General features: G+C 72.9%; 19 protein-coding genes. 11 read left to right on the top strand and 8 right to left on the bottom strand.

Features of this window, described 5'->3' with window-relative positions; genetic code table 11:
• The first annotated feature begins 10 nt into the window (after positions 1-10).
• A complete protein-coding gene (locus AC061S_RS16300) occupies positions 11-688 on the top strand; it encodes a DUF6338 family protein (protein ID WP_478686663.1) in 678 nt (225 codons plus the stop codon).
• A gap of 170 nt (positions 689-858) precedes the next feature.
• On the opposite strand, the gene AC061S_RS16295 is transcribed toward AC061S_RS16300, so the two are convergent.
• Positions 859-1,419, bottom strand: coding sequence for a hypothetical protein (locus tag AC061S_RS16295; RefSeq protein ID WP_478686662.1), 561 nt, complete (start codon positions 1,417-1,419; stop codon positions 859-861).
• Between the two features lie 90 nt (positions 1,420-1,509).
• Here AC061S_RS16295 and AC061S_RS16290 point away from each other — a divergent pair, with 90 nt between their 5' ends.
• Entirely contained in the window at positions 1,510-2,064 is a 555-nt protein-coding gene (locus AC061S_RS16290; protein ID WP_478686661.1) for a hypothetical protein, read from the top strand.
• 281 nt (positions 2,065-2,345) lie between these two features.
• Positions 2,346-3,929, top strand: a complete 1,584-nt coding sequence (locus tag AC061S_RS16285; protein WP_478686728.1) for a CHAT domain-containing protein — start codon at positions 2,346-2,348, stop codon at positions 3,927-3,929.
• A 33-nt stretch (positions 3,930-3,962) separates the two neighbouring features.
• Here the strand turns inward: AC061S_RS16285 and AC061S_RS16280 are convergent, their stop codons facing one another.
• The 3 genes from AC061S_RS16280 to AC061S_RS16270 form a co-directional block, all read right to left on the bottom strand.
• Positions 3,963-4,640, bottom strand: coding sequence for a GAP family protein (locus AC061S_RS16280; protein ID WP_478686660.1), 678 nt, complete (start codon positions 4,638-4,640; stop codon positions 3,963-3,965).
• A 78-nt stretch (positions 4,641-4,718) separates the two neighbouring features.
• The gene (locus AC061S_RS16275; RefSeq protein ID WP_478686659.1) at positions 4,719-6,038 is read right to left on the bottom strand and encodes a DUF1254 domain-containing protein; all 1,320 of its coding nucleotides are present in this window, start codon (positions 6,036-6,038) and stop codon (positions 4,719-4,721) included.
• Between the two features lie 26 nt (positions 6,039-6,064).
• Complete coding sequence (locus AC061S_RS16270; protein ID WP_478686658.1) at positions 6,065-6,532, bottom strand: DUF7144 family membrane protein; 468 nt, start codon at positions 6,530-6,532, stop codon at positions 6,065-6,067.
• 227 nt (positions 6,533-6,759) lie between these two features.
• Here AC061S_RS16270 and AC061S_RS16265 point away from each other — a divergent pair, with 227 nt between their 5' ends.
• The 5 genes from AC061S_RS16265 (at position 6,760) to AC061S_RS16245 (ending at position 11,065) form a co-directional block, all read left to right on the top strand.
• Entirely contained in the window at positions 6,760-7,251 is a 492-nt protein-coding gene (locus AC061S_RS16265; RefSeq protein WP_478686657.1) for a DUF1269 domain-containing protein, read from the top strand.
• Positions 7,252-7,399: 148 nt separating this feature from the next.
• A complete protein-coding gene (locus AC061S_RS16260) occupies positions 7,400-9,124 on the top strand; it encodes a SulP family inorganic anion transporter (RefSeq protein WP_478686656.1) in 1,725 nt (574 codons plus the stop codon).
• Between the two features lie 48 nt (positions 9,125-9,172).
• Entirely contained in the window at positions 9,173-9,604 is a 432-nt protein-coding gene (locus tag AC061S_RS16255; RefSeq protein ID WP_478686655.1) for a hypothetical protein, read from the top strand.
• Entirely contained in the window at positions 9,595-10,098 is a 504-nt protein-coding gene (locus AC061S_RS16250; protein ID WP_478686654.1) for a hypothetical protein, read from the top strand. The genes AC061S_RS16255 and AC061S_RS16250 overlap by 10 nt, the downstream gene beginning before the upstream one ends.
• 598 nt (positions 10,099-10,696) lie before the next feature.
• A complete protein-coding gene (locus AC061S_RS16245; RefSeq protein WP_478686653.1) occupies positions 10,697-11,065 on the top strand; it encodes a hypothetical protein in 369 nt (122 codons plus the stop codon).
• 8 nt (positions 11,066-11,073) lie between these two features.
• On the opposite strand, the gene AC061S_RS16240 is transcribed toward AC061S_RS16245, so the two are convergent.
• From AC061S_RS16240 to AC061S_RS16225, 4 genes are all read right to left on the bottom strand, one after another.
• Positions 11,074-12,411: a M1 family metallopeptidase gene (locus AC061S_RS16240; RefSeq protein WP_478686652.1), complete on the bottom strand. Its 1,338-nt coding sequence runs from the start codon at positions 12,409-12,411 to the stop codon at positions 11,074-11,076.
• Between the two features lie 88 nt (positions 12,412-12,499).
• A complete protein-coding gene (locus tag AC061S_RS16235; RefSeq protein WP_478686651.1) occupies positions 12,500-16,510 on the bottom strand; it encodes a Pls/PosA family non-ribosomal peptide synthetase in 4,011 nt (1,336 codons plus the stop codon).
• A gap of 217 nt (positions 16,511-16,727) precedes the next feature.
• Positions 16,728-17,726 carry a type I glyceraldehyde-3-phosphate dehydrogenase gene (gene gap, locus AC061S_RS16230; protein ID WP_478686650.1) on the bottom strand — a complete coding sequence of 333 codons (999 nt, stop codon included), beginning with the start codon at positions 17,724-17,726 and terminating at the stop codon, positions 16,728-16,730.
• A gap of 166 nt (positions 17,727-17,892) precedes the next feature.
• The gene (locus tag AC061S_RS16225) at positions 17,893-18,849 is read right to left on the bottom strand and encodes a GlxA family transcriptional regulator (RefSeq protein ID WP_478686649.1); all 957 of its coding nucleotides are present in this window, start codon (positions 18,847-18,849) and stop codon (positions 17,893-17,895) included.
• A gap of 291 nt (positions 18,850-19,140) precedes the next feature.
• On the opposite strand from AC061S_RS16225, the gene AC061S_RS16220 reads away from it, so the two are divergent.
• The 3 genes from AC061S_RS16220 to AC061S_RS16210 all read left to right on the top strand — a co-directional run.
• Positions 19,141-20,826 carry a carbohydrate binding domain-containing protein gene (locus AC061S_RS16220; RefSeq protein ID WP_478686648.1) on the top strand — a complete coding sequence of 562 codons (1,686 nt, stop codon included), beginning with the start codon at positions 19,141-19,143 and terminating at the stop codon, positions 20,824-20,826.
• A 237-nt stretch (positions 20,827-21,063) separates the two neighbouring features.
• Positions 21,064-22,650 carry a D-alanyl-D-alanine carboxypeptidase/D-alanyl-D-alanine endopeptidase gene (gene dacB, locus AC061S_RS16215; protein ID WP_478686647.1) on the top strand — a complete coding sequence of 529 codons (1,587 nt, stop codon included), beginning with the start codon at positions 21,064-21,066 and terminating at the stop codon, positions 22,648-22,650.
• 127 nt (positions 22,651-22,777) lie between these two features.
• A partial coding sequence (locus AC061S_RS16210) for a beta-ketoacyl synthase N-terminal-like domain-containing protein (RefSeq protein ID WP_478686646.1) occupies positions 22,778-23,390 on the top strand: 613 nt, incomplete at its 3' end.

Here is a 23,390-nt window from a genome sequence, read left to right as displayed (position 1 = left end):
GAGGAGGCCCATGCAACCACCGTCCACGGTGGCCCAGTTGACAGGTCTGGTGTTGCTGGTCCTACCGGGTCTCACCTACCAGTTCCTACGGGAGCGCTGGCGCGGGCCGGTGGCCTCGGAAGCGCAGCTCGGCGAGCGGATGCTCCGCGCGATCACCGCCAGCGTGGCTCTGAACGGGCTCTACGCGATTGCGGCCGGGCCCGCGCTGGTTGCGGCCTGGCGGCGGGCGAAGGGCCCCGGGAAGTCCGGGGTCGCGGCGCTGACCCAACTGGCCACCGCGCACCCGCGGGCGGCCGGGCTGTGGGCGCTGCTGCTGTTCCTCGGCGTCCCGGCGGCGGCCGCCGCGGTCGTCTCCCTCGCCGAGCGGCGCAAGGCCCGTACGGCGTACCGGCCCGTGCCGACGGCGTGGGACTACGCGCTGGGAGCACAGGACGCCGGGCCGTGCTTCGTCCGGGCCCGCTTGAAGGACGGGACGTGGGTCGGGGGCTGGTTCGGTCCCCGGTCCTACGCGTCGGGCTACCCGCGCGATCCGGACCTCTACCTGCAGTGGTCGTACCGGATGGGCCCGGACGGCTCGTTCGGTGCCCGGGTGGAGGGAACGGACGGGATCTATCTGCGGCTGTCGGACGTTGACGTCGTGGAAATGGTCAAGGCTCCGGAGAGGAGCGCGCATGTCGGCGGCGGATGACGGACTGACGGACGCGGAGCGGGAGTTCATGGAGCGGGGCGGCAATCCACGCGGCCACCAGCCGCTCAGGTCTCCGGACGACCCGGCGGAGCCCCCGCCCCCGCCGCCCGGCCCGGCGGGGACCTCGGCTCCCGCCGCGCCCCCGGCGGAAGCGGACGATCCGCCGCCGGCTACCGCTCGACCATGAAGTACTGATACCCGGCCCGCTCCTGCTCCCGGGCCGTCTCCCACATGTCTCCGTCCCGGAACTCGCGCCACAGGTCGAGCAGGCGCTGAACCGGTGACAGGAGCGGGACGTTCTCGTACTGCGCGGGCGCGCCCCAGCGCGGTACGAGGCCCGGCAGCCCGAACCTGTTGACGACGCCCGTCTCCTCCTGCTCGTAGGGATGCCAGTACAGGACGTGATCGGTGAAGCTCGCCTCCACCATGACGAACGCGTGGGCGTGCGGCTCACCGGACAGTTCGAGTGCGGTGCGCAGATCGGCGTCCTCCCACGCGACGACGAGACGTGTCGCCATGAGCTGCGAGGGGAAGAGCCCCAGTTCCGCGATCGCCTTCTCGGCGTCCGCTCCGCGCCGGAAGTCCCGGCAGGTGACCGAGCCGACCACTGGCTGTTCCATGTCCTCGCAGAGCATCCAGACGAGGGGCCTGAGATAGAAGCTCGTCCGGCGAAGCGTCTCCTCGGCGACACTGAGGATCGTGGACCGAACCGCGTCGGAATCTTCTGACATCTCGTCAATCTACCGTCATGCATGGCACGTTGGCATTCCTCAGAAGGAAATCGGAGACAGGGAAGGCGGGGGCGCGTGAGGGATCGACACGTGACGGCTCTGCGCTCGCGGCTCGCCGGCAGCGGCGGGCCCTACGGGTTCCTCGGCGAGGAGGTCCTGACCGAGACGCTCGCCCTGTTCACCGAGACGACCGGCGCCCGGGACATCGTGGAGAGCGGCCACCTCGTCGGGCTCACCCTCTGGCACCGGGCCATGGCCGTCGCAGACGAGCGGGCGATCGGCGAACTGCGGACGGCGGGAGTGCTCCTCCAGCTCGTCCGCGACTCCGGCGCCGCGCTGCCCCTCCCGCCGGCCCTGCTCGAACAGCTCGGGGAACGGCAACCGCTGGACGGGCCGCCCGGCCACGCCTCCTGGGAGGACCTGCTGGACGCACTGGGGTCCCGGCTGACCCGGCGGCTGCGACGCGCTGGGCGTACCTGGCGAACCTCGCCGTGTCCCTCAAACGCGCGGCGCTGGCGGGCCCCGGGGGCGCTCCCGACCTCGGTCTGCTGCGCCAGGCCCTCGACCTCCAGCGCCAGGCCTTCGACGCGGCCGCCTGCGGGCCCGCGGAGCCCCACCAGCGGGCCGGACTGCTCTCGAACCTGACGAGCACCCTGGGCGCCCTGTACGACCTCACGGGTGATCCGGCATCGCTCGCCGAGGCCATCCGGCTGGGCCGCAGGGCCCTCGTCGAGATCCGGCAGGACCAGCCGGGCCGCTCCCGGATCGAGACGAACCTGGCCGCCGCACTCGCCGCCCACGGGCTGGACGGTGGCGACCGGGAGGCCGTGACCGAGGCACTCGGGCTCCTGGAGAGGGCAGCGGCCAGGGACACCTCCCCCACTCCGGACCGGGTCGAGATCGCCCGGCAGGGCGGGGAGCTCGCCATGGAGGCGGGGCTGCCCGAACGGGCCGCCCGCATCCTCGCCCTCGGCGTCGCCCTGCTGCCCCGCCTCGCCGCCCGGGGCCTGAACCGCCGGGACGCGGCCGGCCAACTCGCCGCGTACGCCCGCCTCACGGGGGACGCCGCCGCCTGCGCCCTGATCGCCGGCCGCCCGGCCGAAGCCGTCGAACTGCTAGAAACCGGACGCGGCGTGCTCACCGCCCAGGCCCTGGAGTCCCGCACCGATCTCACCCTCCTGCGCGAACGGGATCCCGGTCTCGCCGACCGCTTCGAGCTGCTCTGCGCCAGGCTGGACGGCGATCCGGTACCCGGCCCCGAGGACGGGGCGGACGCGCACGAGGACGCCCCCGACCTCCGCCGGCGGCTGGCCGGCGAACTGGAGGCCGTCCTGAAGCGGATCCGGGCGCTGCCGGGCCTGGACGGCTTCCTGCGTCCGGCCCGGGCGGACCAGTTGGCCGCCGAGGCGCACGGCGGCCCGATCGTGCTGCTCAACGTCAGCCGCTACCGGTGCGACGCGCTGCTGCTGACCGGCGACGGGATCCAGGTGTGCGAGCTGCCCTGGATCTCGTACGGGGAACTCCACACCCGGCTCACCACCCTGCGCGGCCAACTGGCGGGGCTCTCCTCCCCCGCCACCGCACGCCTCGCCGTGGAACAGGCCGTGGCCGGGGACACCCTGCCCTGGCTCTGGGACCGGGTGGCCGGACCGGTACTCGAACGCCTCGGCCTCACCGGCCCGGCCGATGACCGGAACCCGCCGCGCCTGTGGTGGATCCCCTGCGGCCCGCTGGCCTTCTTCCCCGTGCACGCGGCCGGACACCACCGGGACGACCCCGCACGGGGACCGCGGCGCACGGTGCTGGACCGGGTCGTGTCCTCGTACACCCCCACCGTGCGCGCGTTGGCGCACGCACGCGCACAACGCGTCCGGCAGCGCCGGTCCCCCGGGTTCCCGGTCCGCTCCGGAGGCCCGCCGCGCCTCCTTGCCGTCGCGATGCCGCTGACTCCCGGACAGCCGGAACTGCCGAAGGCCCTGGACGAGAGCCGCTACCTCACCGCCCTGTTCCCCTCCGCGCACCCCTTGATCGGCCCCCGGGCCACCAGGGACTCCGTGCTCGTGGCGCTCGCCGTCTCCCCGTGGGCGCACTTCGCCTGCCATGCCGGCACCGACTCCGAGGACCCGTCGCGCAGTGGTCTGCTGGTCCACGACCACCAGGCCCGGCCCCTCACCGTGCTGGAGATCTCCCGCTTGCGGCTGGAGGCGTCGGAGTTCGCCTACCTGTCGGCCTGTGACACTGCGGCGACCACTCCCGAGCTCGCGGACGAGGCCGTCCACGTGGTCTCGGCCTTCCAGCTCGCCGGGTTCCCCCACGTCGTGGGCACCCTGTGGCAGGTCGACGACACCGTCGCCGCCGAGATCGCCGTGGATTTCTACGGGCAGTTCCCCGAAGCCGCCTTCGATGCCGACCGCACGGCCCTCCAGCTCCACCGCACGGTCCGCGCCTTCCGCGACCGGTTCCCCCGCTTCCCCACGCTCTGGTCGGCCCACATCCACATGGGCGCCTGACCGGCCCGCGCGGGGGCGCCGCGCGGGCCCGCCTCAGCCGGTGAGACCGGAGATCGCGTCTCCGACGTACTTGGCGCCGAGGACCCACAGGACCGTGGTCATGATCGCGGCGTTGTGGCGGCTCATCCATGCCTTCCACCCGGCCAGGGTGTCCGCCGACCGGTGTCCGCCGAAGAGGTAGACGGCGAGCGGCAGCAGGACGCACAACGAGGCGATCAGCACCATCAGCGCCGCCGCGACCGCCTTGCCCCCGGTGCCGGCGCCGCTGGACGCGATGGAGACGGCGCCGCCCAGGGCGAGGACGAGGTTCTTCGGGTTGGCGACGGCGAGCGCGGCCGCGAGGCCGGCGGACTTGCCCGGGGTGAAGTGGTCGATGGCCTTCATCCAGGCCGGCGGCGGGGACTCCCGTCCCTCGCGCGGACGGCCCTTGAACTGCTTGAAGCCCATCAGCAGGAACAGCACGCCGAGTGCCAGTTTGAGCCACAGCGTCCACCGGGCCGGCTCTCCTTGACCGGCCGCGCCCGCGCCGGAGCCGGCCAGGACGACCACGGTCACCAGGGCGGCGAGGGAGACGACCCAGCCGACGGCGAAGGCGGTGCCGTTGGTCCGCCCCCGCGGGGTGGCGAGCATGAGGATGACCGCGACCAGCGGGAGCGGACTGATGGCGATGCCGACCGCGGAGCCGAGCATCTCGCCGATGGCGTCACCCACGGCCCACCTCCACGGGCGGGATCCGGCGCCGCCGGTTCGTGGTGCGGTCGGGTTCGGTCACGGGCGTTCCCTCGGCCTTCAGTCGCGTACGGAGAGCTTCGGCATGGTCCAGATGTGGTCCAGAATGGCGGGTTCCGGTCCGTACACGCGGATGGCCACGCTGAAGGGGCCCCCGGGTGCCGGGAGCCAGTTCGCCGCCTCCTTCGGGTCCTGCGGTGCGCGGGTCCGCACGTGCAGGGTCAGGCCGCCGTCCTCGTCGTACACCAGCCCGGGGGTGCGGTCGCCGATCGAGTAGCGATCCGCCTCGTTGGCCACCAGGAGCCGGTCCGGGAGCCGGTACATGGTGGCCGACCAGAAGAAGCGGGCCGGGGGCAGCCCGCCCGGGGGGAAGTGGATGGTGTAGTCGTGCACGGACGCGTCCGGGGGCCGGTTGCCCCGGTCGTCCTGGAGCCAGCCCGCGTACCAGGCTTCGGCGGACGGCAGCCCGTAGAGGCCCTTGTCCGCGCCGACGGCGCGCGTCAGGTAGTCGGCCCCGTGCTCCGCGCGGGTGCCGAACCAACCCGTGGAATCGTCCGCGTCCCTCTTCGCCTCCTCCAGCAGGGCGCGCGCCCGTACGATGCCCTGCTCGACGGCTGACCGTACGCGCGGGTCGAGCGCGGCCGGATCGAAGGACCCCGACCCGTCGACCCCGAGCGAGGCCAGCCGCTCGCGCAGGGCGCGCTCGGCGTCGAGGACGGGGAAGAAGCGCAGGAGGAAGTCGAGGACGGTGAAGAACTCGGCGCCGTCCAGGGCCTCTTCCCGCCAGACCGGCCAGGCGGGTTCCGGCGCGGGCGCGGGCGCCGGCCTGCCGAGGAACGCGGACAGCGGGCGCAGCCGGTACTGCCGCTGGATCGCCCGCAGGCTCTCGACGTCATCGGGCCCGGCCAGGTACGTACGGCCGAGGACCCCGACGAGCTCGGTGTCGGCGCGCAGGACCCCGGCCAGGCCGCCCGGTACCGCGCCCGTGTATCCGGGGCCGGCGATCAGGTGGTCCCCGGCGGCCGTGCCGGTGGTGCGGGAGCCGATGTAGCCCACGTAGGAGGTGTCGAGGTCGTGGAAGGGCAGGACGTAGTAGCGGTCGACCGCCGGTACGGACACCACCCAGGGCTCGGCGCGCAGGTCGAGCCAGGCCCAGGAGTACGGGGTGTCGTTGTTGGGTGTCACCACGTCGGTGTTGGCCGGGGTGAAGGGCTCGGAGTAGTGCCGGAAGCGGCCGAAGCCCCCGACGGACCGGGGGTCGGCGCGGTCTACGGCCTGCGGGTACATCGTGCGGTAGTTCTCCAGGAGGGGGTATCCCCAGATCCATGCCTCCGTCGCGATGGCGCGTGCCGTGTCGGAATCGGGCGAGGGGTCCTGCATGTGGGCCGGCTCCTTCGGACAGCGGATCAGAGGGCGGAGGTCTGCGCGCGGGACGGGCCCGCGGTGCACAGGGCCCAGATCACGAAGACTCCGAGGGCGATCGACACGAGGGCCCACATCGGGGCGTAGGGCAGCCACATGAAGTTGAGGACGACGCTGAAGCCGGCCAGGACCACACCCGTGGCCCGCGCCCACGGGGCGCTCTTGAGGATGCCCCAGCCCACGACGGCAAGGACGATGCCGAGGAGCAGGTGGATCCAGCCCCAGGCCGCGGTGTCGAACGTGTAGACGTAGTCGCCGAGCCGGGCGTAGACGTCGTCGTTCGCGATGCCGGAGATGCCCTTGAGGACGGCGATGACTCCGTCCACCAGGAGGACGACTCCGGCGAACATCGCGCCGCCCGCGGCCCAGGCGCTCCCGGCTCCCGCCGGAGCCCCGCCACCCCCCGGCGAGGCGTGCTTCGGGGTACCCGTCGGGGATGCGGTCTGTGCCATGGGGAACTCCTTCGTAGGGCGGGGCGTCGATGCGCCCCGCCCTACCCACCCTTGGGGCGGATCCGCCCGGCCGGACAGTCGGGTACGGCCGAACGGGGGAATCACCCTAACGACACAGCAGATGACAACGAGTCGCGATCGTGGTAATTGTGGTGAATTGTCCATTTCTGGGTTGTACTGGACGCCAAGCAACGCCAAGCAACACCGTCCAGGAACTGGAGCGTTACGTGGCATCCACCACTCTCACCGTCTGGAAGTTCCCCACTCCCGAGGGAGCCCAGCAGGCGGAGTCCGCCCTGCTCGCCCTGCAGAAGGAACAGCTGATACAGGTGCACGACGCGGCGGTCGTCACCTGGCACGACGACGCGAAGAAGCCGAAGACCCAGCAGCTGAACAGCCTCACGGGCGCCGGCGCGCTCTCCGGCACCTTCTGGGGGATGCTCTTCGGGCTCCTGTTCTTCGTGCCGCTGCTCGGCGCCGCCGTGGGCGCGGCGGCCGGGGCCATCGGTGGATCCCTCTCCGACGTCGGCATCGACGACCAGTTCATCGACGAGGTGAAGTCCGAGGTGAAGCCCGGCACTTCGGCGCTCTTCCTGCTCTCCTCCGACGCCGTGGTCGAGCGGGTCCGCGGCTCCTTCCCGGGCGGGCAGGCGCAGCTCATCCGTTCCAACCTCTCCGGCCCGCAGGAGCAGCAGCTCCGTGAGGTCTTCGCGGCCTGAGAACCGAGACGACGCTGTGGTCCGGACCGGTGGCTCCTCCCCCGGGTCCGGGCCACAGCGGTGTGCGGCGCCGCGCGCGACGGCCGCCGCCCGCGGAGCCTTCACCGAGTTGCGGAGTCTTCACCGAATTGAGGAAGGGGCCCGAGCGGTGAGCGTTCCGCGGACGGCAGGACCACACGACAAGGCCGCGGCGAGCTCCGTGGCCCCCTGGCTGCGCCACTACCGCGGCAGATGGCTGCGGGGCGACACGCTGGGCGCCCTCACCGCGTGGGCACTGATCGTGCCGGAGTGCGTCGCGTACGCGCAGATCGCGGGGGTCCCCCCGCAGAACGCCTTCTACGCGGCTCCGGTGGCCCTCCTCGTGTACGCGTTGCTGGGCCGATCCAACTTCCTGCTCATCGGGGCCACCTCGGCGGCGGCCGTCCTGTCCGCCGCCACCGTCTCGGCCGTCAGTCCCGCCCCCGAGGACGCCGTCGGGCTGTCGGCCGCCCTCGCGGTCATCGTGGGCGCGGTGCTGCTGGCGGCCGGGCTGGCCAGGCTCGGGTTCCTGACCAACTTCCTCGCCGAACCAGCCCTGTTGGGCTTCCTGTTCGGCATGGCCCTGACCATCGTCGTCCGGCAGGCCGCGAAGCTCGTCGGAGTGGCGGGCGGTGACGGCAACTTCTTCGAGCGGCTGTGGACCGTCCTGTCCGGAGCCCCCCACTGGTCCCTGGTCACCCTGGCCGTCGGGGCGGCCGCGCTGGCCGCCCTGTTCCTGCTGGAGCGCTTCGTCCCGCGCCTGCCCGCCTCCCTGATCGTCCTGGTGGCGGCCCTGCTCCTGTCGGCGGCCCTCGACCTCGAGGAGCACGGCGTCGAGACCGTCGGCCGCATCCCCTCGGCCGTACCGGTCCCCCACCTGCCGGACATCCCGGCCGCGGACTGGATCGCCCTGTTCGGCGGGGCCCTGGGCGTGGCCCTGGTGGTGTTCGCCGAGGCCTTCAGCATCGCCAACCGCTTCGCCCGGGAACACGGCCAGGAGGTGGACGCCAACCGGGAGATGGCCGCCGTGGGCGTCAGCAACATCGCCGTCGGGCTCTTCCGAGGCTTCGTCGTCTCCGGCAGCGCCTCGCGCAGCGCGGCCGCGGTCGGAGCGGGCGGCCGGACACCGATGGTCGCGCTGATCGCGGCGGGACTGATCCTGCTGACCGGCGCCTTCCTCACCCCGCTGTTCACCGACCTGCCCGAGCCGGTCCTCGGCGCCATCGTCATCTTCGCCGTACGCGGCTTCCTGCGGGTCGGCGAACTCCGCCGCTACTTCCGTCTGGACCGGCGCAGCCTGTGGGTCGCGCTCACCGCCCTGTTCGGCGTGCTCCTCTTCGACCTGCTGCCCGGACTGCTGCTCGCCGTCGCGCTCTCGCTCGTCCTGTTCATCGCCGCCGCCAGCCGGCGCAGGGTCGCCGTCCTCGGCCGGCTGCCCGGGACCCGGCTGTACGCCGACACCGCCGGCCACGAGGAGGCCGCCACCGATCCCGCCGTCCTCGTCGTACGCCCCGACGGCAGCCTCTTCTTCGGCAACGTCAACCGGGTACGGCTGGACGTGCTGGAGCGGCTGCGGACCGCCCCGGTGGCGCCCCGGACCGTCGTCCTGGACCTGACCGCCTGCTTCCAGCTCGGCGTTCCCGTCCTGGACACCCTCGAGGAACTCCGCGAGGAACTCGACCGGAAGGGCGTCGCCTTCCATCTGGCCCGGCTGCGGTCGACGGCCGCCGGGGAGCTCGCCCGCCACCCGCTCGGCGATCGGCTGGGCGCGCGCGGGGTCCACCGCACCGTGGACGAGGCGGTATCGGAGGCGGAGGCCCGGCGGACCGAACTCCCCCCGGATGCAGCCCATTAGTTTGTATGTCAGGTTTTATCCAGAAGTTCCGAAATGGGAAGGATTTCCATGAAGCGTCTCCCGATCGCCGCGGCCCTGGGCGCGGCCGCGGCCCTGTTCCTCACGTCCTGTTCCTCGGATGACTCGAGCCCCAAGGAGCAGGCGACCCAGGCCGCCTCGGAGCTCTGCACCGGGCTCTCCACCTTGAAGGCGGACCAGGCCAAGCTGGCGGCCCTGGACCCGGCTTCCGCGACGAAGGACCAGGTCAAGGACGCCGTCGACGCGGTCCAGACGGACTGGGACAACGTCTCCTCCTCCCTCAAGGACCTGGAATCCGCGAAGAGGTCGGCGGTCGGATCCGCCGTCGGCGATCTCAAGTCCGGCTTCGGCGACCTGCCGGGCGACACCACCGGATCCGAAGCCCTGACCCAGCTGAAGCCCCAGATCCAGAAGTTCGACGAGACCCTCGTCGCGGCCTCGGTCGGCGTCACATGCCCCTGACCCCCACGCACCACAGGAAGGCGATCCGCGGCGCCTGCGGCGCCCTGCTCGCGGCGGCCGTGCTCGCCGCGACGGCCGGCTGCTCCGACTCCGACGGCAGCGTGTCGGAAGGGGTGTCCAAGGCGGCCTCGGCCGCCGCCTCGGCCCAGTCACAGGCCGCCGACGCGGTCGACTCGGCCACCGCGGCCGCGAAGAAGCAACTGGACGAGGTCAAGGACGGGGTCGACGCCAAGGACGCGGTGACGCTCGGCAGCGTCACCACCGACGGCGACGGACTCTCGGCCGTGACCGTCACGGCCCGCAACACCGACGGCTCGACGAAGTCTTTCGCCGTCCAGGTCGACTACAAGGACGCCTCCGGCAATCCGCTGGACACGGTGGTCGTCACCGTATCCGACGTGCCCGCCGGCCAGTCCAAGGACGGGACCGCACGCAGCACCCACAAGCTCTCGGGCGAGGTGCGCGCCACCGTCGGCACGGCGCTCAGGTACTGACCCCGCTCGCCGCACGCCCCGCCCGGCCCCCGCGCCCCACCGGATTCCGACCCCGGGAGCGGTGGGCCGGGCGGGGCGTTTCGCGTTCCCGCGGAAGGGACCTTCGGCCCGGCCGGTGGGACCAAAGACCCGGATGGGGCCCCTGAGCTGCTGTTAGCGTTGAGGTGTCGCCGCCCGTGAGTGCACTGCGCTCGCCCGTCCGATGGCCGATGGCCGCGACCACGACCGCGTATGCCGTACGCCCTGCCGAGAGGAGGCGATCGCCCCATGGATCACAGTCCGAGTCCACTGAACCACCCGCGCCGAGTCGCCTCGTCCTCCGCCGCGCTCTGAGCCGCATCTCCGCGTAACCAGAGCCCTCTCTCCACCCCCGACGGCCCGTCGGCGCCCGCCGCCCAGCCGTCTCACCCTTCTCCGGCCCGTTCCGGCAACCCCGCGCCCAGCCGTTCCGGCGGGCTCGTCCGGCATGCTCCGGGCTCCTCCACCCACCCCTTTACGGGGCGTCCACAGGCCGCCCTGTCCGGTCCGCGCGACGTCTCGCGCCCCGTCACGCCCATTTCCCCGTTCGCATTCCCCGTTCACCGAAGGAAGCACTGTCATGACCATCAGCACCAGCACCAGCACCGACATCCGCACCGACGCCGCCACGACCGCCGCGGAGCAGGCCGAGACCTTGGCCGTCCTGCACGAGATCCGCGACGAACTGCGCGATTTCAACCGGGACATGGACCGCCTGAACGCCCTGACGGAAGATCAGGTCAAGTCCACCGTGGAGAACCGGAAGCTGACGGCACTGACCCTCATGTTCGTCATTCCGTCCACCTTCGCCGCGATCCCGGGCGCCAACTTCGAGCACCTCAACGAGTACGGCTTCGACAACTTCTTCGCCCTGCCGGTCCTCCTCGGCACCGTCCTCGCCGCATCCCTGGGCACCTTCGTCTTCGTCAAGAAGAAGGGATGGCTCTAGGAGGCGCCCTACGGCGCCGCGGCCGGTGCGGGCAGCGGCGGGAGGGCCGGCTCGGACAGCCAGGCCGCGAACAGGTCGTCCAGCGGTTCGAGCGCGTAGCGCGACGCGTGCGCGGTGAAGCCGGCCGTGGTGACCACGCCGTGGCGGTGCACGGTGGCCCACTCCCGCAGCATGCGGAAGAACGGGCCGTCGCCCAGTGCGCAGCGGATCGCGTGCACGGCGAGCCCGCCGCGCTGGTAGAGGCGGTCGTCGAACATCAGCTTGCGTCCCGGGTCGGCCAGCAGGAGGTCCTGCGGCTGCCCGGACAGCAGGCGGTGCGCGGCGGCCGCCAGTTCGTGCGCGGTGCGGCCGCCGGACCGCTCCGACCAGAGCCATTCCGCGTATTTCGCGAAGCCCTCGTTGAGCCAGATGTGCCGCCAGTCGGCGATGGTCACGCTGTTGCCGAACCACTGGTGCGCGAGCTCGTGGGCGATGAGCCGCTCCGAACCGCGTACGCCGTCCACGTGGTTGGCGCCGAACAGGGAGAGCCCCTGGGCCTCCACCGGCACGTCCAGCTCCTCGTCGGCGACGACCACCGCGTACTCGCCGAAGGGGTAGGGGCCGAACAGCTCCTCGAACAGCTGCATCATGGCGGGCTGCCGTGCGAAGTCGCGGGAGAAGCGGGGCAGCAGGTGCGCCGGTACGTGGGCGCTCTGCGGGACGCCGCCGAGCCCGGGGTCGCCGAGCAGCACCGTCTGGTACATGCCGATGGACAGGCCGACCAGGTAGGTGGAGGTCGGTGCCGGCTGCTCGTACACCCAGGTGGTCGTCGAGGCCCGGGTCGTGCGCGTGAGCAGCCGGCCGCCGGCCACCACGGTGTAGGCGGAGGGGGTGTTGACCGAGATCTGGTACGAGGCCTTGTCCGCGGGCCGGTCGTTGCACGGGTACCAGGAGGGCGCGCCGACCGGCTGGCTGGCCACCAGCGCGCCGTCGGTCAGTTCCTCCCAGCCCAGGCCGCCCCAGGGGCTGCGCACCGGTGTGGGGTTGCCCGCCCAGTGCACCTCCACGGTGAAGGCGGCGCCGGCGGGCAGCGGCTTGGGCGGCCGGACGCGGAGCTTGCCGCCCCGGTGGCTGTAGTGCGGCGCCCGGCCGTTCACCATGACCCGGCCTATTTTGAACTCGGCCAGGTTGAGGTGGAACTCGGTGAGCGGCGCCCGTCCGGCGATCGCGCTGAGCCGGGCCGTCCCGGCGAGCCGGTTGGGGCCGGGGCGGTACTCCAGAGCGAGTTCGTACCGGTGCACGCGGTAACGGGGGTCGCCGTTGGCCGGAAAGTACGGGTCCGATGCCGCTGTCTTCTGGCCGTTCACTGCCGCTTCCGCTCCCTGCGTTGTGCTCGTACGACGTGCTGGTGGTGCCGGACCCGGACGCCCCGTTCCGAACGCCCGGACCCGCCCTTCAGGACCGCCACGCCTCGATCGGGTTGCCCAGCCAGCGGGTGTCGGCGGGAACGGATTCCCCGGCCATCACGAGGGAGGCCGGACCCAGTGTGCTGCGGGCCCCGACCGTGCTCCCGGGCAGGACGATTCCACCCGGGCCCAGGGTGGCGCCCTCACGGAGGACCACAGTATCCGTCCGCAAGATCCGGTCGTGGAAGAGGTGCGTCTGCAACACGCAGCCCCGGTTCACGCTGACCGCGTCGCCCAGGACGACCAGGTCGGTCTCGGGCAGCCAGTAGCTCTCGCACCACACGCCCCTGCCGATCCGGGCACCCAGTCCGCGCAGCCACAGGGACAGCACGGGCGTACCGGGCACCGAGCCGACCAGCCAGGGCACGGCCAGTACCTCGACGAAGGTGTCGGCCAGTTCGTTGCGCCAGACGAAGCCGCTCCACAGCGGGTGCTCGCCCGCCCGGTGCCGGCCCACCAGCAGCCATTTCGCGGCCGCCGCGACCAGGCACGCGGCCACCCCGGCGGCGAGCAGGACCGCTCCGGACAGCAGCGCGGTCGCCCACGGCCCGGGCCCGTCCGCCGCTGCCAGGGCGCAGAACGCCGCCACGGTCAGCACGGCGAGCGCGGTCGAGCAGAACACCGGGACAAGCCGGCACAGCTCCACCAGCCCGCGCGCCCACAGCAGCCGGGCGGGCGGATCGTAGGTCCGGCTCTGGTCGGCGTCGGCGGTGGACCGAGGCAGCCGGACCGGCGGCAGGCCCAGGTAGGAGCTGCCCTTCTTGGCCTTCTTCGGGGTGGCGGACAGTACGCCGACCAGCCCGTCGTCCGGCACGGAGCGGCCCGGCGCGGTCATTCCGGAGTTACCGAGGAAGGCTCGGCGGCCGATCTCGGAGTGGCCGATCCGCAGCCAGCCGCCGCCCAGCTCGTACGGGGCGGTCAGGGTGTCGTCGGCGAGGAAGGCGCCCTCGCCGACGGTGGTGAGGCTCGGCAGCGCGAGCACGGTGGACACCTCGGCGCCCCGGCCGATCTTCATGCCGAGCAGCCGCAGCCACACCGGGGTGATCAGTCCGGCGTACAGGGGGAAGAGGGTTTCCCGGGAGAGGTCCATCAGCTGGGTGACCGTCCAGGCCTGCCAGCCGATCCTGCTGTGCGTGGGATGGACGCCCGTGCGCAGCCCGAGGCTGAGGAGGCGTACGGAGACCAGGAGCAGAGCCGCGTACGCGAACCCGAAGGCGAGCGCCCCCGGCACCACGGCGAGCAGCGCTCCGGCCAGGGCCCGGCCGAGTCCGGCGTCGGCGGGCACGAACCGGCCGGCCACGAGGAGGGCGGGCAGGGCGGCGAGCACGGGCAGGGCCGTGAGGCAGAAGCCGGCCGCCCCGTAGGCGGCGCGCCAGTGCGGACGGCGCGGCGGGCGCTCCTTGGGCCAGTTCCGCTTGGCCTTGCCGAGTTTGCCGGCGGGGGCGCCGGCCCAGCGCTGGCCGGTCGGGATCTGGCCGACCACGGCGGAGCCGGGGGCGACCTCGGCCCGCTTGCCGACCCGGGCGCCGGGGAAGAGGATGCTGCGGGTGCCGACGACGGCGCCCGCGCCGACCTTCACGGTGCCGATCTCCAGCCGGTCCCCGTCCAGCCAGTGGCCGGAGAGGTCCACCTCGGACTCCACGGCGCAGCCGCGGCCGAGCTTGAGCATGCCCGTGACGGGCGGCAGCGAGTGCAGGTCCACCTCGGGGCCGATCTTGGCGCCCAGCGCCCGCGCGTAGCGCTCCAGCCAGGACCCGCTGAGCGAGGTGGCGCCGGAGCACTCGGCGAGCCGCTCGGCCATCCACAGCCGCAGGTGAACGTTTCCGCCACGCGGGTGGCGGCCCGCTTTGACCCCGCGCAGCAGCAGCCGGGCGCCGCCGGCCGCGATCGCGAGGCGGCCGGGCGGGCTGAAGAGCAGGGCGGCGCCGGCGGCGACGAGCCACCACGAGGCGGTTGGCGCCCACGGATAGGCCCCGAACCAGTGCAGTGCGTTGCCCAGGGCGAGCAGCGCCACCGTCCAGCGCAGGCCGACCAGGGTGAAGAGCGGGAGCAGCAGCAGGGACTGGATCACCTTGGCCCGCAGCGGCACGGGCGCGATGGTCCGGACGGCGCCGTCGTCCTGCGCGGACTTCTCCAGGTGCCGGGCCAGCTTGCGCAGGGTGGGCTGCTGGTAGATGTCGAGGACGGCCGCGCTCGGGTAGCGGGTGCGCAGCCGGGTGGTGAGCTGGGCGGCGGCGAGACTGCTGCCGCCGATCGCGAAGAAGTCGTCGGCGGCGCCGGTGACGGCCACGCCCAGGGTCTCGCTCCACTGCTCGGCGAGCCAGGCCTCGGTGCCGTAGAGCTGCTCGGTGGGGCCGCTGGTCTCCAGTTCCGGGAGCGGCCAGGGCAGTGCGTTGCGGTCCACCTTGCCGGAGGTGCGGGTGGGCAGCTCCTCGACCGGCGCGAGCAGCGGTACGAGGGCCGCGGGCAGCTCGGCGCGGAGCCGGGTCACGGCCGCCGCGTGGTCCCAGCCGTCCTGGGTGACCAGGTAGCCGACGAGGAGCTGGTTGCCGCTGCGCGCCGTGCGGACGGCGGCGGCCGCGCCGGCGACTCCGGGCAGAGCCTGGAGGGCGGCGTCGACCTCGCCCAGCTCGATCCGGCGGCCGCCGAGCTTGATCTGCTCGTCGCCGCGGCCCAGGAACACCAGCCCCTCGGGCTCCGCGCGGACGAGGTCGCCGCTGCGGTAGGCGCGCTCCCAGCCGAGGGATTCCAGCGGGGCGTACTTCTCCGCGTCCTTCTCGGGGTCGAGGTAGCGGGCCAGGCCGACGCCGCCGATGACGAGCTGGCCGCTGCCGCCCATGGGCACCGGTTCGCCGGATTCGTCGACGACGGCCAGTTCCCAGCCGTTCAGCGGGAGGCCGATGCGGATCGGTTCCTCGCCGGTCAGGAGCGAGGCGCAGGCGACGACGGTGGCCTCGGTGGGGCCGTAGGTGTTCCAGACCTCGCGGCCCTCGGTGACCAGGCGCTGAGTGAGCTCGGGCGGGCAGGCCTCGCCGCCGAAGATCAGCAGCCGGACCTCGTTGAGGGCCTCGGGCTCCCACAGCGCGGCCAGGGTCGGCACCGTGGAGACCACGGTGATCTCCTGCTCCGCCAGCCAGGGGCCGAGGTCGGCGCCGCTGCGCACCTGGGAGCGGGGCACGGGCACGAGGCAGGCGCCGTAGCGCCAGGCCAGCCACATCTCCTCGCAGGAGGCGTCGAAGGCCACGGAGAGTCCGGCCATGACCCGGTCGCCGGGGCCGATGGGCTCCTCGGTGAGGAACAGCGCGGCCTCGGCGTCCACGAAGGCGGCGGCGCTGCGGTGGCTGACGGCCACGCCCTTGGGCTTGCCGGTGGAGCCGGAGGTGAAGATGATCCACGCGTCGTGCTCGGGGCCGGGGCGGGCGGCGGGGGCGGACGCGCCTGGGCCGGCGGTCTTGCCCGGTGCGGCGGTCTTGCCCGGTGCGGCGGTCTCGATGCGCTGGCCGGCGCCCAGTACGGCTCGTACTCCGGCCTCGCCGAAGACCAGGTCGGCCCGCTCGTCCGGGTCCTCGGCGTCCACGGGCACGTAGGCGGCGCCCGCCGCGAGGACGGCCAGGATGCCCGCGTACAGCTCGTTGGTCCCGGACGGCACCCGTACGCCGACGCGGTCGCCGAGGCCCACCCCGGCGGCCGCGAGGGCCTGGCGCCGGCGCTCCACCTCGGCGGCGAGCGCCCGGTAGGTCAGCCGGGTGGCTCCGTCGTCCAGGGCGAGCTCGTCGGGGTGGGCCCGTACGGAGGCCTCGAAGACGTCGACGAGGGTGCGCGTCGGGGCGGCGGGTCCGGCGGAGAACCGGGCCGATTTGCCGGACTCCTCGTACCCCTCGCCGGCGCCGGGCGCGGTCCCGTCGTCGAGCCCGGTCCCGTCGTCTAGCCCCGTCCCGTCGTCTAGCCCCGTCCCGTCGTCGAGCAGAGTGACTTCACCGTGCTCTGGTGTGGCTGCCATCGGCCCTCGCGTCGTGTTCCCGGAACCCTCCGGGTCGCCGGGCGGAGCCCGGGTCCGCCCAGGTTGTTCCGGTCCAGCGCCAAACAACCCGCCAGTCTAGTGCGACATCAAGGATTTTCTGGTTCAAGCCTTGCGCATGGCCGGGAAGGGACGGTAAAAGCAGCGCGCCGCGGACCGGAATCCCGGTCCGCGGCGCGCCCGGTGACCGGGGCCGGGCTCAGCGGCTCGCGAGGAGTTCGAGCGTGTCGATGACCCGGTTCGAGAAGCCCCACTCGTTGTCGTACCAGGCGACCACCTTGATGTGGCGGCCTTCGACGCGGGTGAGCTGCGAGTCGAAGATCGACGAGGCGGGGTTGCCCGTGATGTCGGAGGAGACCAGCGGGTCGTCCGAGTACTCCAGCACGCCGGCGAGCGGCCCTTCGGCGGCGGCGCGGTAGGCGGACAGGACGTCCTCGCGGGTCACGTCGCGGGCGACGGTGGTGTTCAGCTCGACGATGGACCCCACCGGAACGGGGACGCGGATCGAGTCGCCGGAGAGCTTGCCGTCCAGGTTCGGCAGGACCAGGCCGATGGCCTTGGCGGCGCCCGTCGTGGTCGGCACGATGTTCACGGCGGCGGCGCGGGCGCGCCGGGGGTCGCGGTGCGGACCGTCCTGGAGGTTCTGCTCCTGCGTGTAGGCGTGCACGGTGGTCATGAAGCCGTGCTCGATGCCCGCGAGTTCGTCGAGTACGGCGGCCAGCGGCGCGAGGGCGTTGGTCGTGCACGAGGCGTTGGAGACGATCGTGTGCAGGGCCGGGTCGTACGAGTCGCTGTTCACCCCGTACGCGAGGGTGATGTCGGCCCCGTCCGCCGGTGCGCTGACGAGCACCCTCTTGGCTCCCGCGTCGATGTGGGCGCGGGCGGCCTTGGCGGTGGCGAAGCGGCCGGTGGCCTCCAGCACGATGTCCACGCCGAGCTCGGCCCAGGGCAGTTGCGCCGGTTCGCGCTCGGCGAGCACCTTGATGCGGCGGCCGTCGACGACGAGGACGTCCCCGTCGACGGTCACCGGCCGGCCGAGCCGGCCGGAGGTGGTGTCGTAGGCGAGCAGCCGCGCGAGGGTGGCGGGTTCGGTGAGGTCGTTGACCGCGACGACGTCGAGCTTGCTGTCGCGTTCGAGCAGCGCGCGCAGCACGTTGCGTCCGATGCGGCCGAATCCGTTGATGGCGATGCGAGTCATGGTGTCTCCCTGTTCCCTGTCCCTTGGGTTCGTCACCAGGTTCGCGGGTCGCGGGCGCCCACGACAGCGGCGCGATCGCCACGGTCCGCAAGGATCGCGCCACGCGACGACGGGAGCCGTGCGAGGGCGGGAGCTGCGCGACGACGGGCGCTGCGGGCCGTCCCCGTCACTCGCCCCGGGCGAACGTGCGCCGGTACTCGCTCGGCGTGGTCCGCAGGATGTGCTGGAAGTGCAGCCGCAGGTTCGCGCCGGTGCCCAGGCCCACGTCCGCGGCGATCTGCTCCACGCTCCGCTCCGAACGCTCCAGCAGTTCGCGGGCCATGTCGATGCGGGCGCGCATCACCCACTGCATCGGCGTGTACCCGGTGTCCTCGGCGAACCGCCGCGAGAACGTGCGCGGGGACACCGCCGCGTGCCGGGCGAGCGCCTCCAGGGTGAGGGGTTCGCCGAGCCGGTGCAGCGCCCACTCCCGGGTGGCGGCGAACCGCGGGCCGAGCGGCTCGGGCACGCTGCGCGGCACGTACTGCGCCTGGCCGCCGCTGCGGTAGGGGGCCGCGACCAGCCGCCTGGCCGTGTGGTTCGAGGCGGCCACCCCGAGATCACTGCGCAGGACGTGCAGGCACAGGTCGATGCCCGAGGCGGCGCCCGCCGAGGTCAGCACGGAGCCCTCGTCGACGAACAGGACGTTCTCGTCGACCCGGACCAGCGGCCACTTCGCCGCGAGCGCCCGGGTGTAGTGCCAGTGCGTGGTGGCCCGCTTGCCGTCGAGCAGGCCCGTGGCGGCGAGCGCGAAGGCCCCCGTGGAGATGGCGGCGAGCCGCGCGCCCCGGTCGTGGGCGGCGATGAGCGCCTCGACGACGGCCCGCGGCGGGTCCTCGCGGTCGGGGAACCGGTAGCCGGGGACGAAGACGGTGTCGGCCCAGGCGAGGGCTTCGAGGCCGTGGGCGACGGAGTACGCCAGGCCGTCGCCGCCGGTCACGAGCCCCGGGGCGGCGCCGCACACCCGGACCTCGTAGGGCATGCTCGCGCGGGCCGTGAACACCTGCGCGGGGATGCCGACGTCGAGGGGTTTCGCCCCTTCGAGGACGAGGACGGCGACGTGGTGGGGGCGGGAGGCTGGCACCGCGACATGCTTCCGAAGGGGCGGCAGGCTTGTCAAGCACCACCGTTAGTAAACCTTCCGATTGAGATAGCCACCTATCAGTTGGTCCAGACCTGTTGACGGCGGTCCTTCCGGAGGATTAGGTTCCCGGCCACGAAGCGGATACGTCGTCAACTCCCCGCGCCCGCCCGGCCGTACGGCCCCACCACGGGCCTCCCCACCCGCCGCCCCGTCCCCACGCGTCCCCGGCGGGCAGCACGCCCGCGCTTCGCGTTCCACGCCGTCCCCCCATTCCCACTGGAGGCACTTCCCTTGCGTACCCCCACCCGAACCCGTACCCGTACCCGGCTGGCCTGCGGCCTCGGCGCGACGCTGCTCGGCGCGGCCGCGGTGCTGACCTCCCCCGGGGCGGCCTTCGGCGCCAACATCCTCTCGAACGGCGACTTCGAGTCGGGCAGCACGGCCGGCTGGTCCTGTTCCGGCGGGCTGGGCTCCGTGGTCGGCTCACCGGTGCACGGCGGGAGCAAGGCACTGGCCGGCGCCGCCAGTGCGAGCGACAACGCCAAGTGCGTCCAGACCGTCGCCGTACAGCCCAACACCAGCTACACGCTCTCCTCCTGGGTCCGCGGCAGCTACGTCTACCTCGGGGTCACCGGCGGCGCCTCCACGTGGACCCCGTCGGCGGCCGCCTACACCAAGCTGACCGTCGCCTTCACCACCGGGGCCTCCCAGACCAGCGCCGAGATCTACCTCAACGGCTGGTACGGGCAAGGCACTTACTACGCCGACGACATCACCCTGGACGGCCCGGGCGGCACCGTCGACACCCAGGCGCCCACCGTGCCCGGCAGCCTGGCCGCCACCGGCAAGACCTCCACCACGGCGTCCCTGTCCTGGACCGCGTCCACCGACAACGTCGGCGTGAACGGCTACGACGTCTACCGGGGCGGGACGAAGGTCGCCACCTCCGCCGCCACCAGCGCGACCGTCACCGGCCTGACCCCCAGCACCGCCTACGCGTTCACCGTGCGCGCCCGCGACGCCGCGGGGAACACCTCGGCCGCCTCGAACACCGTCAACGTCACCACCGACACCGGGACCACGCCGCCGACCGGCTTCAAGCAGGCCGCGCCGTACCTCTACCTCGGCTGGGGCAACCCGCCGAGCGCGACCGCCGTGATGAACGCGACCGGCACCAAGTGGTTCACCATGGCGTTCATCCTCTCCTCCGGCGGCTGCAACCCGTCCTGGGACGGCCAGCGCCCGCTGACCGGCGGCATCGACCAGAGCACCATCGCCTCGATCCGCGCGGCGGGCGGCGACATCGTGCCCTCCATCGGCGGCTGGCAGGGCAACAAGCTCGGCCCCAACTGCGCCACCGCCGAGGCCCTGGCCGGCGCCTACCAGCAGGTCATCGACGCCTACGGCCTGAAGGCCATCGACGTGGACATCGAGAACACCGACGAGTTCGAGAACGCCGTGGTCCAGGACCGCATCCTCGGCGCCCTCAAGATCGTCAAGCAGAACAACCCCGGCCTGCGGACCATCCTGACCTTCGGCACCTCCACCACCGGCCCGACGAGCTGGGGCAACCGCCTGATCGAGCAGTCCAAGGCGCTGAACGCCGGCATCGACGTCTTCACGATCATGCCGTTCGACTTCGGCAACGCCTCGACGGACATGTACGCAAGCACCGTCAGCGCGACCGAGGGCCTCAAGGCCAAGCTCAAGTCCACCTACGGCTGGGACGACGCGACCGCGTACTCCCACATCGGCATCTCGGGCATGAACGGCATCAGCGACACCCAGGAGACCACCACCGTCCAGAACTGGACCGACATCCGCGACTGGGCCAACTCCCACCACATCGCGCGCCTCGCCTTCTGGTCGGTGAACCGCGACCGCGGCTGCCCCGGCGGCGGCCTGCAGGAGACCTGCTCGGGCATCGCCCAGAGCGACTGGCAGTTCACCTCCATCACGGCCGGCTTCACCGGCTGACCGTCCGGCCCGTACGGGCGGGGGCCGTCGCGTACGCGCGGCGGCCCCCGCGCACAGGCGCGACGTGCGGGCCGGATGCGGGCGTGCCACGCTGGCTGAACCCTGGGAACCGAGTACCGGGGACCGAGAACCGGGTACCGGGAAAACGCGACCGGGTGACGCCTCCGGAGCCCGCCGCCCAGACGAACGGGGCTCGCCGTGCCAAGAGGAACGCACCCCGGGCCCCTGCGGCGGCGCATGGCCGCCGGATGCGCGGCCCTCCTGCTCGTGATCCTGACCGCGGGCACGGCCGCCGGAGCGACACCGCCGACGCCCGCTCCCTCCGACACCGGGGGTTCCGACCCGCTCGACCCCCGGATCACGGAGGTCATGCGGAAGCCGGGGTACCGCAACGCCCAGTGGGGCCTCCTCCAGGTCGATCCGGACACCGGGCGGACCGTCCACAGCCGCTTCCCCGACCAGCTCTTCATCCCCGGGTCCACGGCCAAGCTGTTCAGCGTCTCCGGCGCCTGGGACGCCCTCGGCCCCGACCACCGTTTCGTGACCCCGCTCTACGCGGTCGGCCAGCGGCGCGGCGCGACCCTGACCGGCGATCTCGCCCTGGTCGCGCAAGGCGATCTGACCATGGGCGGCAGGACCCGCCCCGACGGCACGGTCGCCTTCACCGACCTCGACCACACCTACGCCGACGACGTCCCCGGCGCCACGCTCACCCCGCAGAACCCGCTCGCCGGCATCGACCTCCTCGCGCGCCAGGTCCGCGACTCCGGCATCACCCGCGTCGACGGGAACGTGATCGTCGACGACCGGCTCTTCGGGCCCGAGCCGGTCCTGATCCCCACCCCGACCCCGCTGATCGTCAACGACAACCTCATCGACCTGACGACCACCCCCGGAGACCGCGCCGACGCGCCCGCCCGGCTGGACTGGCGGCCGAAGGTCGCCCCGTACCGGGTCAGCTCGACGGTGACGACCGTGGCGGCGGGCAAGCCGACGGCGATCACGGTCACGACCTCGGACAACGGCACCCGGATCCGGCTCTCCGGCACGATCGCGGCGGGCGCCGCACCGGTACTGAAGGTCTCCCCCATCACCGACCCCGCGGCCTTCGGCCGGACCGCGCTGATCGAGGCCCTCGAACGGGCCGGGGTGGACGTGACCGCGGATCCGGCGGGCGGGAACCCGGTGGACCGGCTGCCCGCCGGCTACGAGGGCCGGGCGCGCGTGGCCGCGTACACCTCGCCGCCCTTCGCCGACTACGCGAAACTCATCCTCAAGGTCAGCCACAACCTGGGCGCCAACCTCGGCATCTGCCTGATGGCGGTCACCACCGGCAGCCACGCGTGCATGGACGGCTTCCCCGTTCTGGCCTCCTTCCTGGACGGGGCCGGGGTGGACCGCGCGCAGGTGCAGCTCCTCGACGGGCGCGGCGGCAACCCCGTCGACCGGTCCACGCCGCAGGCGGAGATCCAGATGCTGACGTACTGGCTGCGCTCCCCCGAGGCGCGCCGCTTCCGCGAGTCCCTGCCCGTCCTCGGAGTCGACGGGCTGCTCGCCGAGAACTGCCGCGACTGCCCGGCGCGCGGCAAGGTGTTCGCCAAGACCGGCGCCGCCGTCGGGCTGGACGCCCTCAACGACCGCCTGGGCATCGGCGCCATCACCATCGCCGGCTACCTGGACAAGGGCGACGGCCGCTTCGACGTGTTCTACGCGGGCGTCACCGGCGCCTCGACCCCGACCACCGACCCGAGCGGCATCCTGGACATCGCCAACGACGTCGCCATGATCGCCGCCTACCTCCAGGAGGGCGATCGCGGCACCTGATCGCGGCGCACCTGTCAAGTAACGAAAAGCCGGGTCTACTGCCTCGTACCGCCCCCGGGCACGGTGGAGAGCGACCGTCCTGCGGCACAGCAGGAGCGACGCCATCCGGACCGGAGGCAGACCCGCCATGACTGACATCGCCCTCATCGGACCCGGCTGCCGCCTTCCCGGCTCCCCCGACGTCATCGGCCACGCTGCGCACCACGGGGTGCCGCCCACCCGCGCGCGGGTGATCGACCCGCAGCTCCGGCTGATCCTCGACGTCATACGCGAGGCGCTCGCCGACGCAGGAATGGGCCGCGGCGACCTCGACCTCGAGAACACCGGGGTGTTCTTCGGACTGTCGGTGTCCGACTACGAGGACCTCATGACGGGCCACATGCGCACCATCGCCCAGGTGCGGTCCGGCAGCTGCCGGACCGCCCTCGTCGGCAGCGTGTACCTCCACCTCACCCCCGACAGCCTCGTCGGCTTCTCCCGGCTCCGCGCCCTGTCCGCCGCCGGCGTCTGCCGCCCGCTCGACGCCGTCGTACGGCCCCTCGTTTACGACCGCGCCGCCGACGACCGCGCCGAAGCCGTCCACGTCGTGCTGGAGGAGCGCCCCGAACCGATCCGCGGCCGGCTCGCGCACCGGTCCGCCGGCACCGAGAGCGCTGAGCGCACAGAGACCACCGAGAGCACCGGAGGCGCCCACGACGGCGAAGGCACCCGGCCCCAGCTCGTCTTCCTCTCGGCCGGCA

The sequence above is a fragment of the Streptomyces sp. CA189 genome (assembly GCF_056428985.1).
The sequence above is the reverse complement of the archived record's forward strand: the minus strand, read 5'-3'. Positions and strand labels throughout refer to the sequence as shown.

Excerpts from the sequence above, each read along its gene's own strand:
- AC061S_RS16300 (WP_478686663.1), top strand. The coding sequence starts at position 11 with ATGCAACCACCGTCCACGGTGGCCCAGTTGACAGGTCTGGTGTTGCTG.
- AC061S_RS16295 (WP_478686662.1), bottom strand. The coding sequence starts at position 1,419 with ATGTCAGAAGATTCCGACGCGGTTCGGTCCACGATCCTCAGTGTCGCC.
- AC061S_RS16285 (WP_478686728.1), top strand. The coding sequence starts at position 2,346 with ATGGAGGCGGGGCTGCCCGAACGGGCCGCCCGCATCCTCGCCCTCGGC.
- AC061S_RS16275 (WP_478686659.1), bottom strand. The coding sequence starts at position 6,038 with ATGCAGGACCCCTCGCCCGATTCCGACACGGCACGCGCCATCGCGACG.
- AC061S_RS16270 (WP_478686658.1), bottom strand. The coding sequence starts at position 6,532 with ATGGCACAGACCGCATCCCCGACGGGTACCCCGAAGCACGCCTCGCCG.
- AC061S_RS16255 (WP_478686655.1), top strand. The coding sequence starts at position 9,173 with ATGAAGCGTCTCCCGATCGCCGCGGCCCTGGGCGCGGCCGCGGCCCTG.
- AC061S_RS16250 (WP_478686654.1), top strand. The coding sequence starts at position 9,595 with ATGCCCCTGACCCCCACGCACCACAGGAAGGCGATCCGCGGCGCCTGC.
- AC061S_RS16245 (WP_478686653.1), top strand. The coding sequence starts at position 10,697 with ATGACCATCAGCACCAGCACCAGCACCGACATCCGCACCGACGCCGCC.
- AC061S_RS16235 (WP_478686651.1), bottom strand. The coding sequence starts at position 16,510 with ATGGCAGCCACACCAGAGCACGGTGAAGTCACTCTGCTCGACGACGGG.
- gap (WP_478686650.1), bottom strand. The coding sequence starts at position 17,726 with ATGACTCGCATCGCCATCAACGGATTCGGCCGCATCGGACGCAACGTG.
- dacB (WP_478686647.1), top strand. The coding sequence starts at position 21,064 with ATGGCCGCCGGATGCGCGGCCCTCCTGCTCGTGATCCTGACCGCGGGC.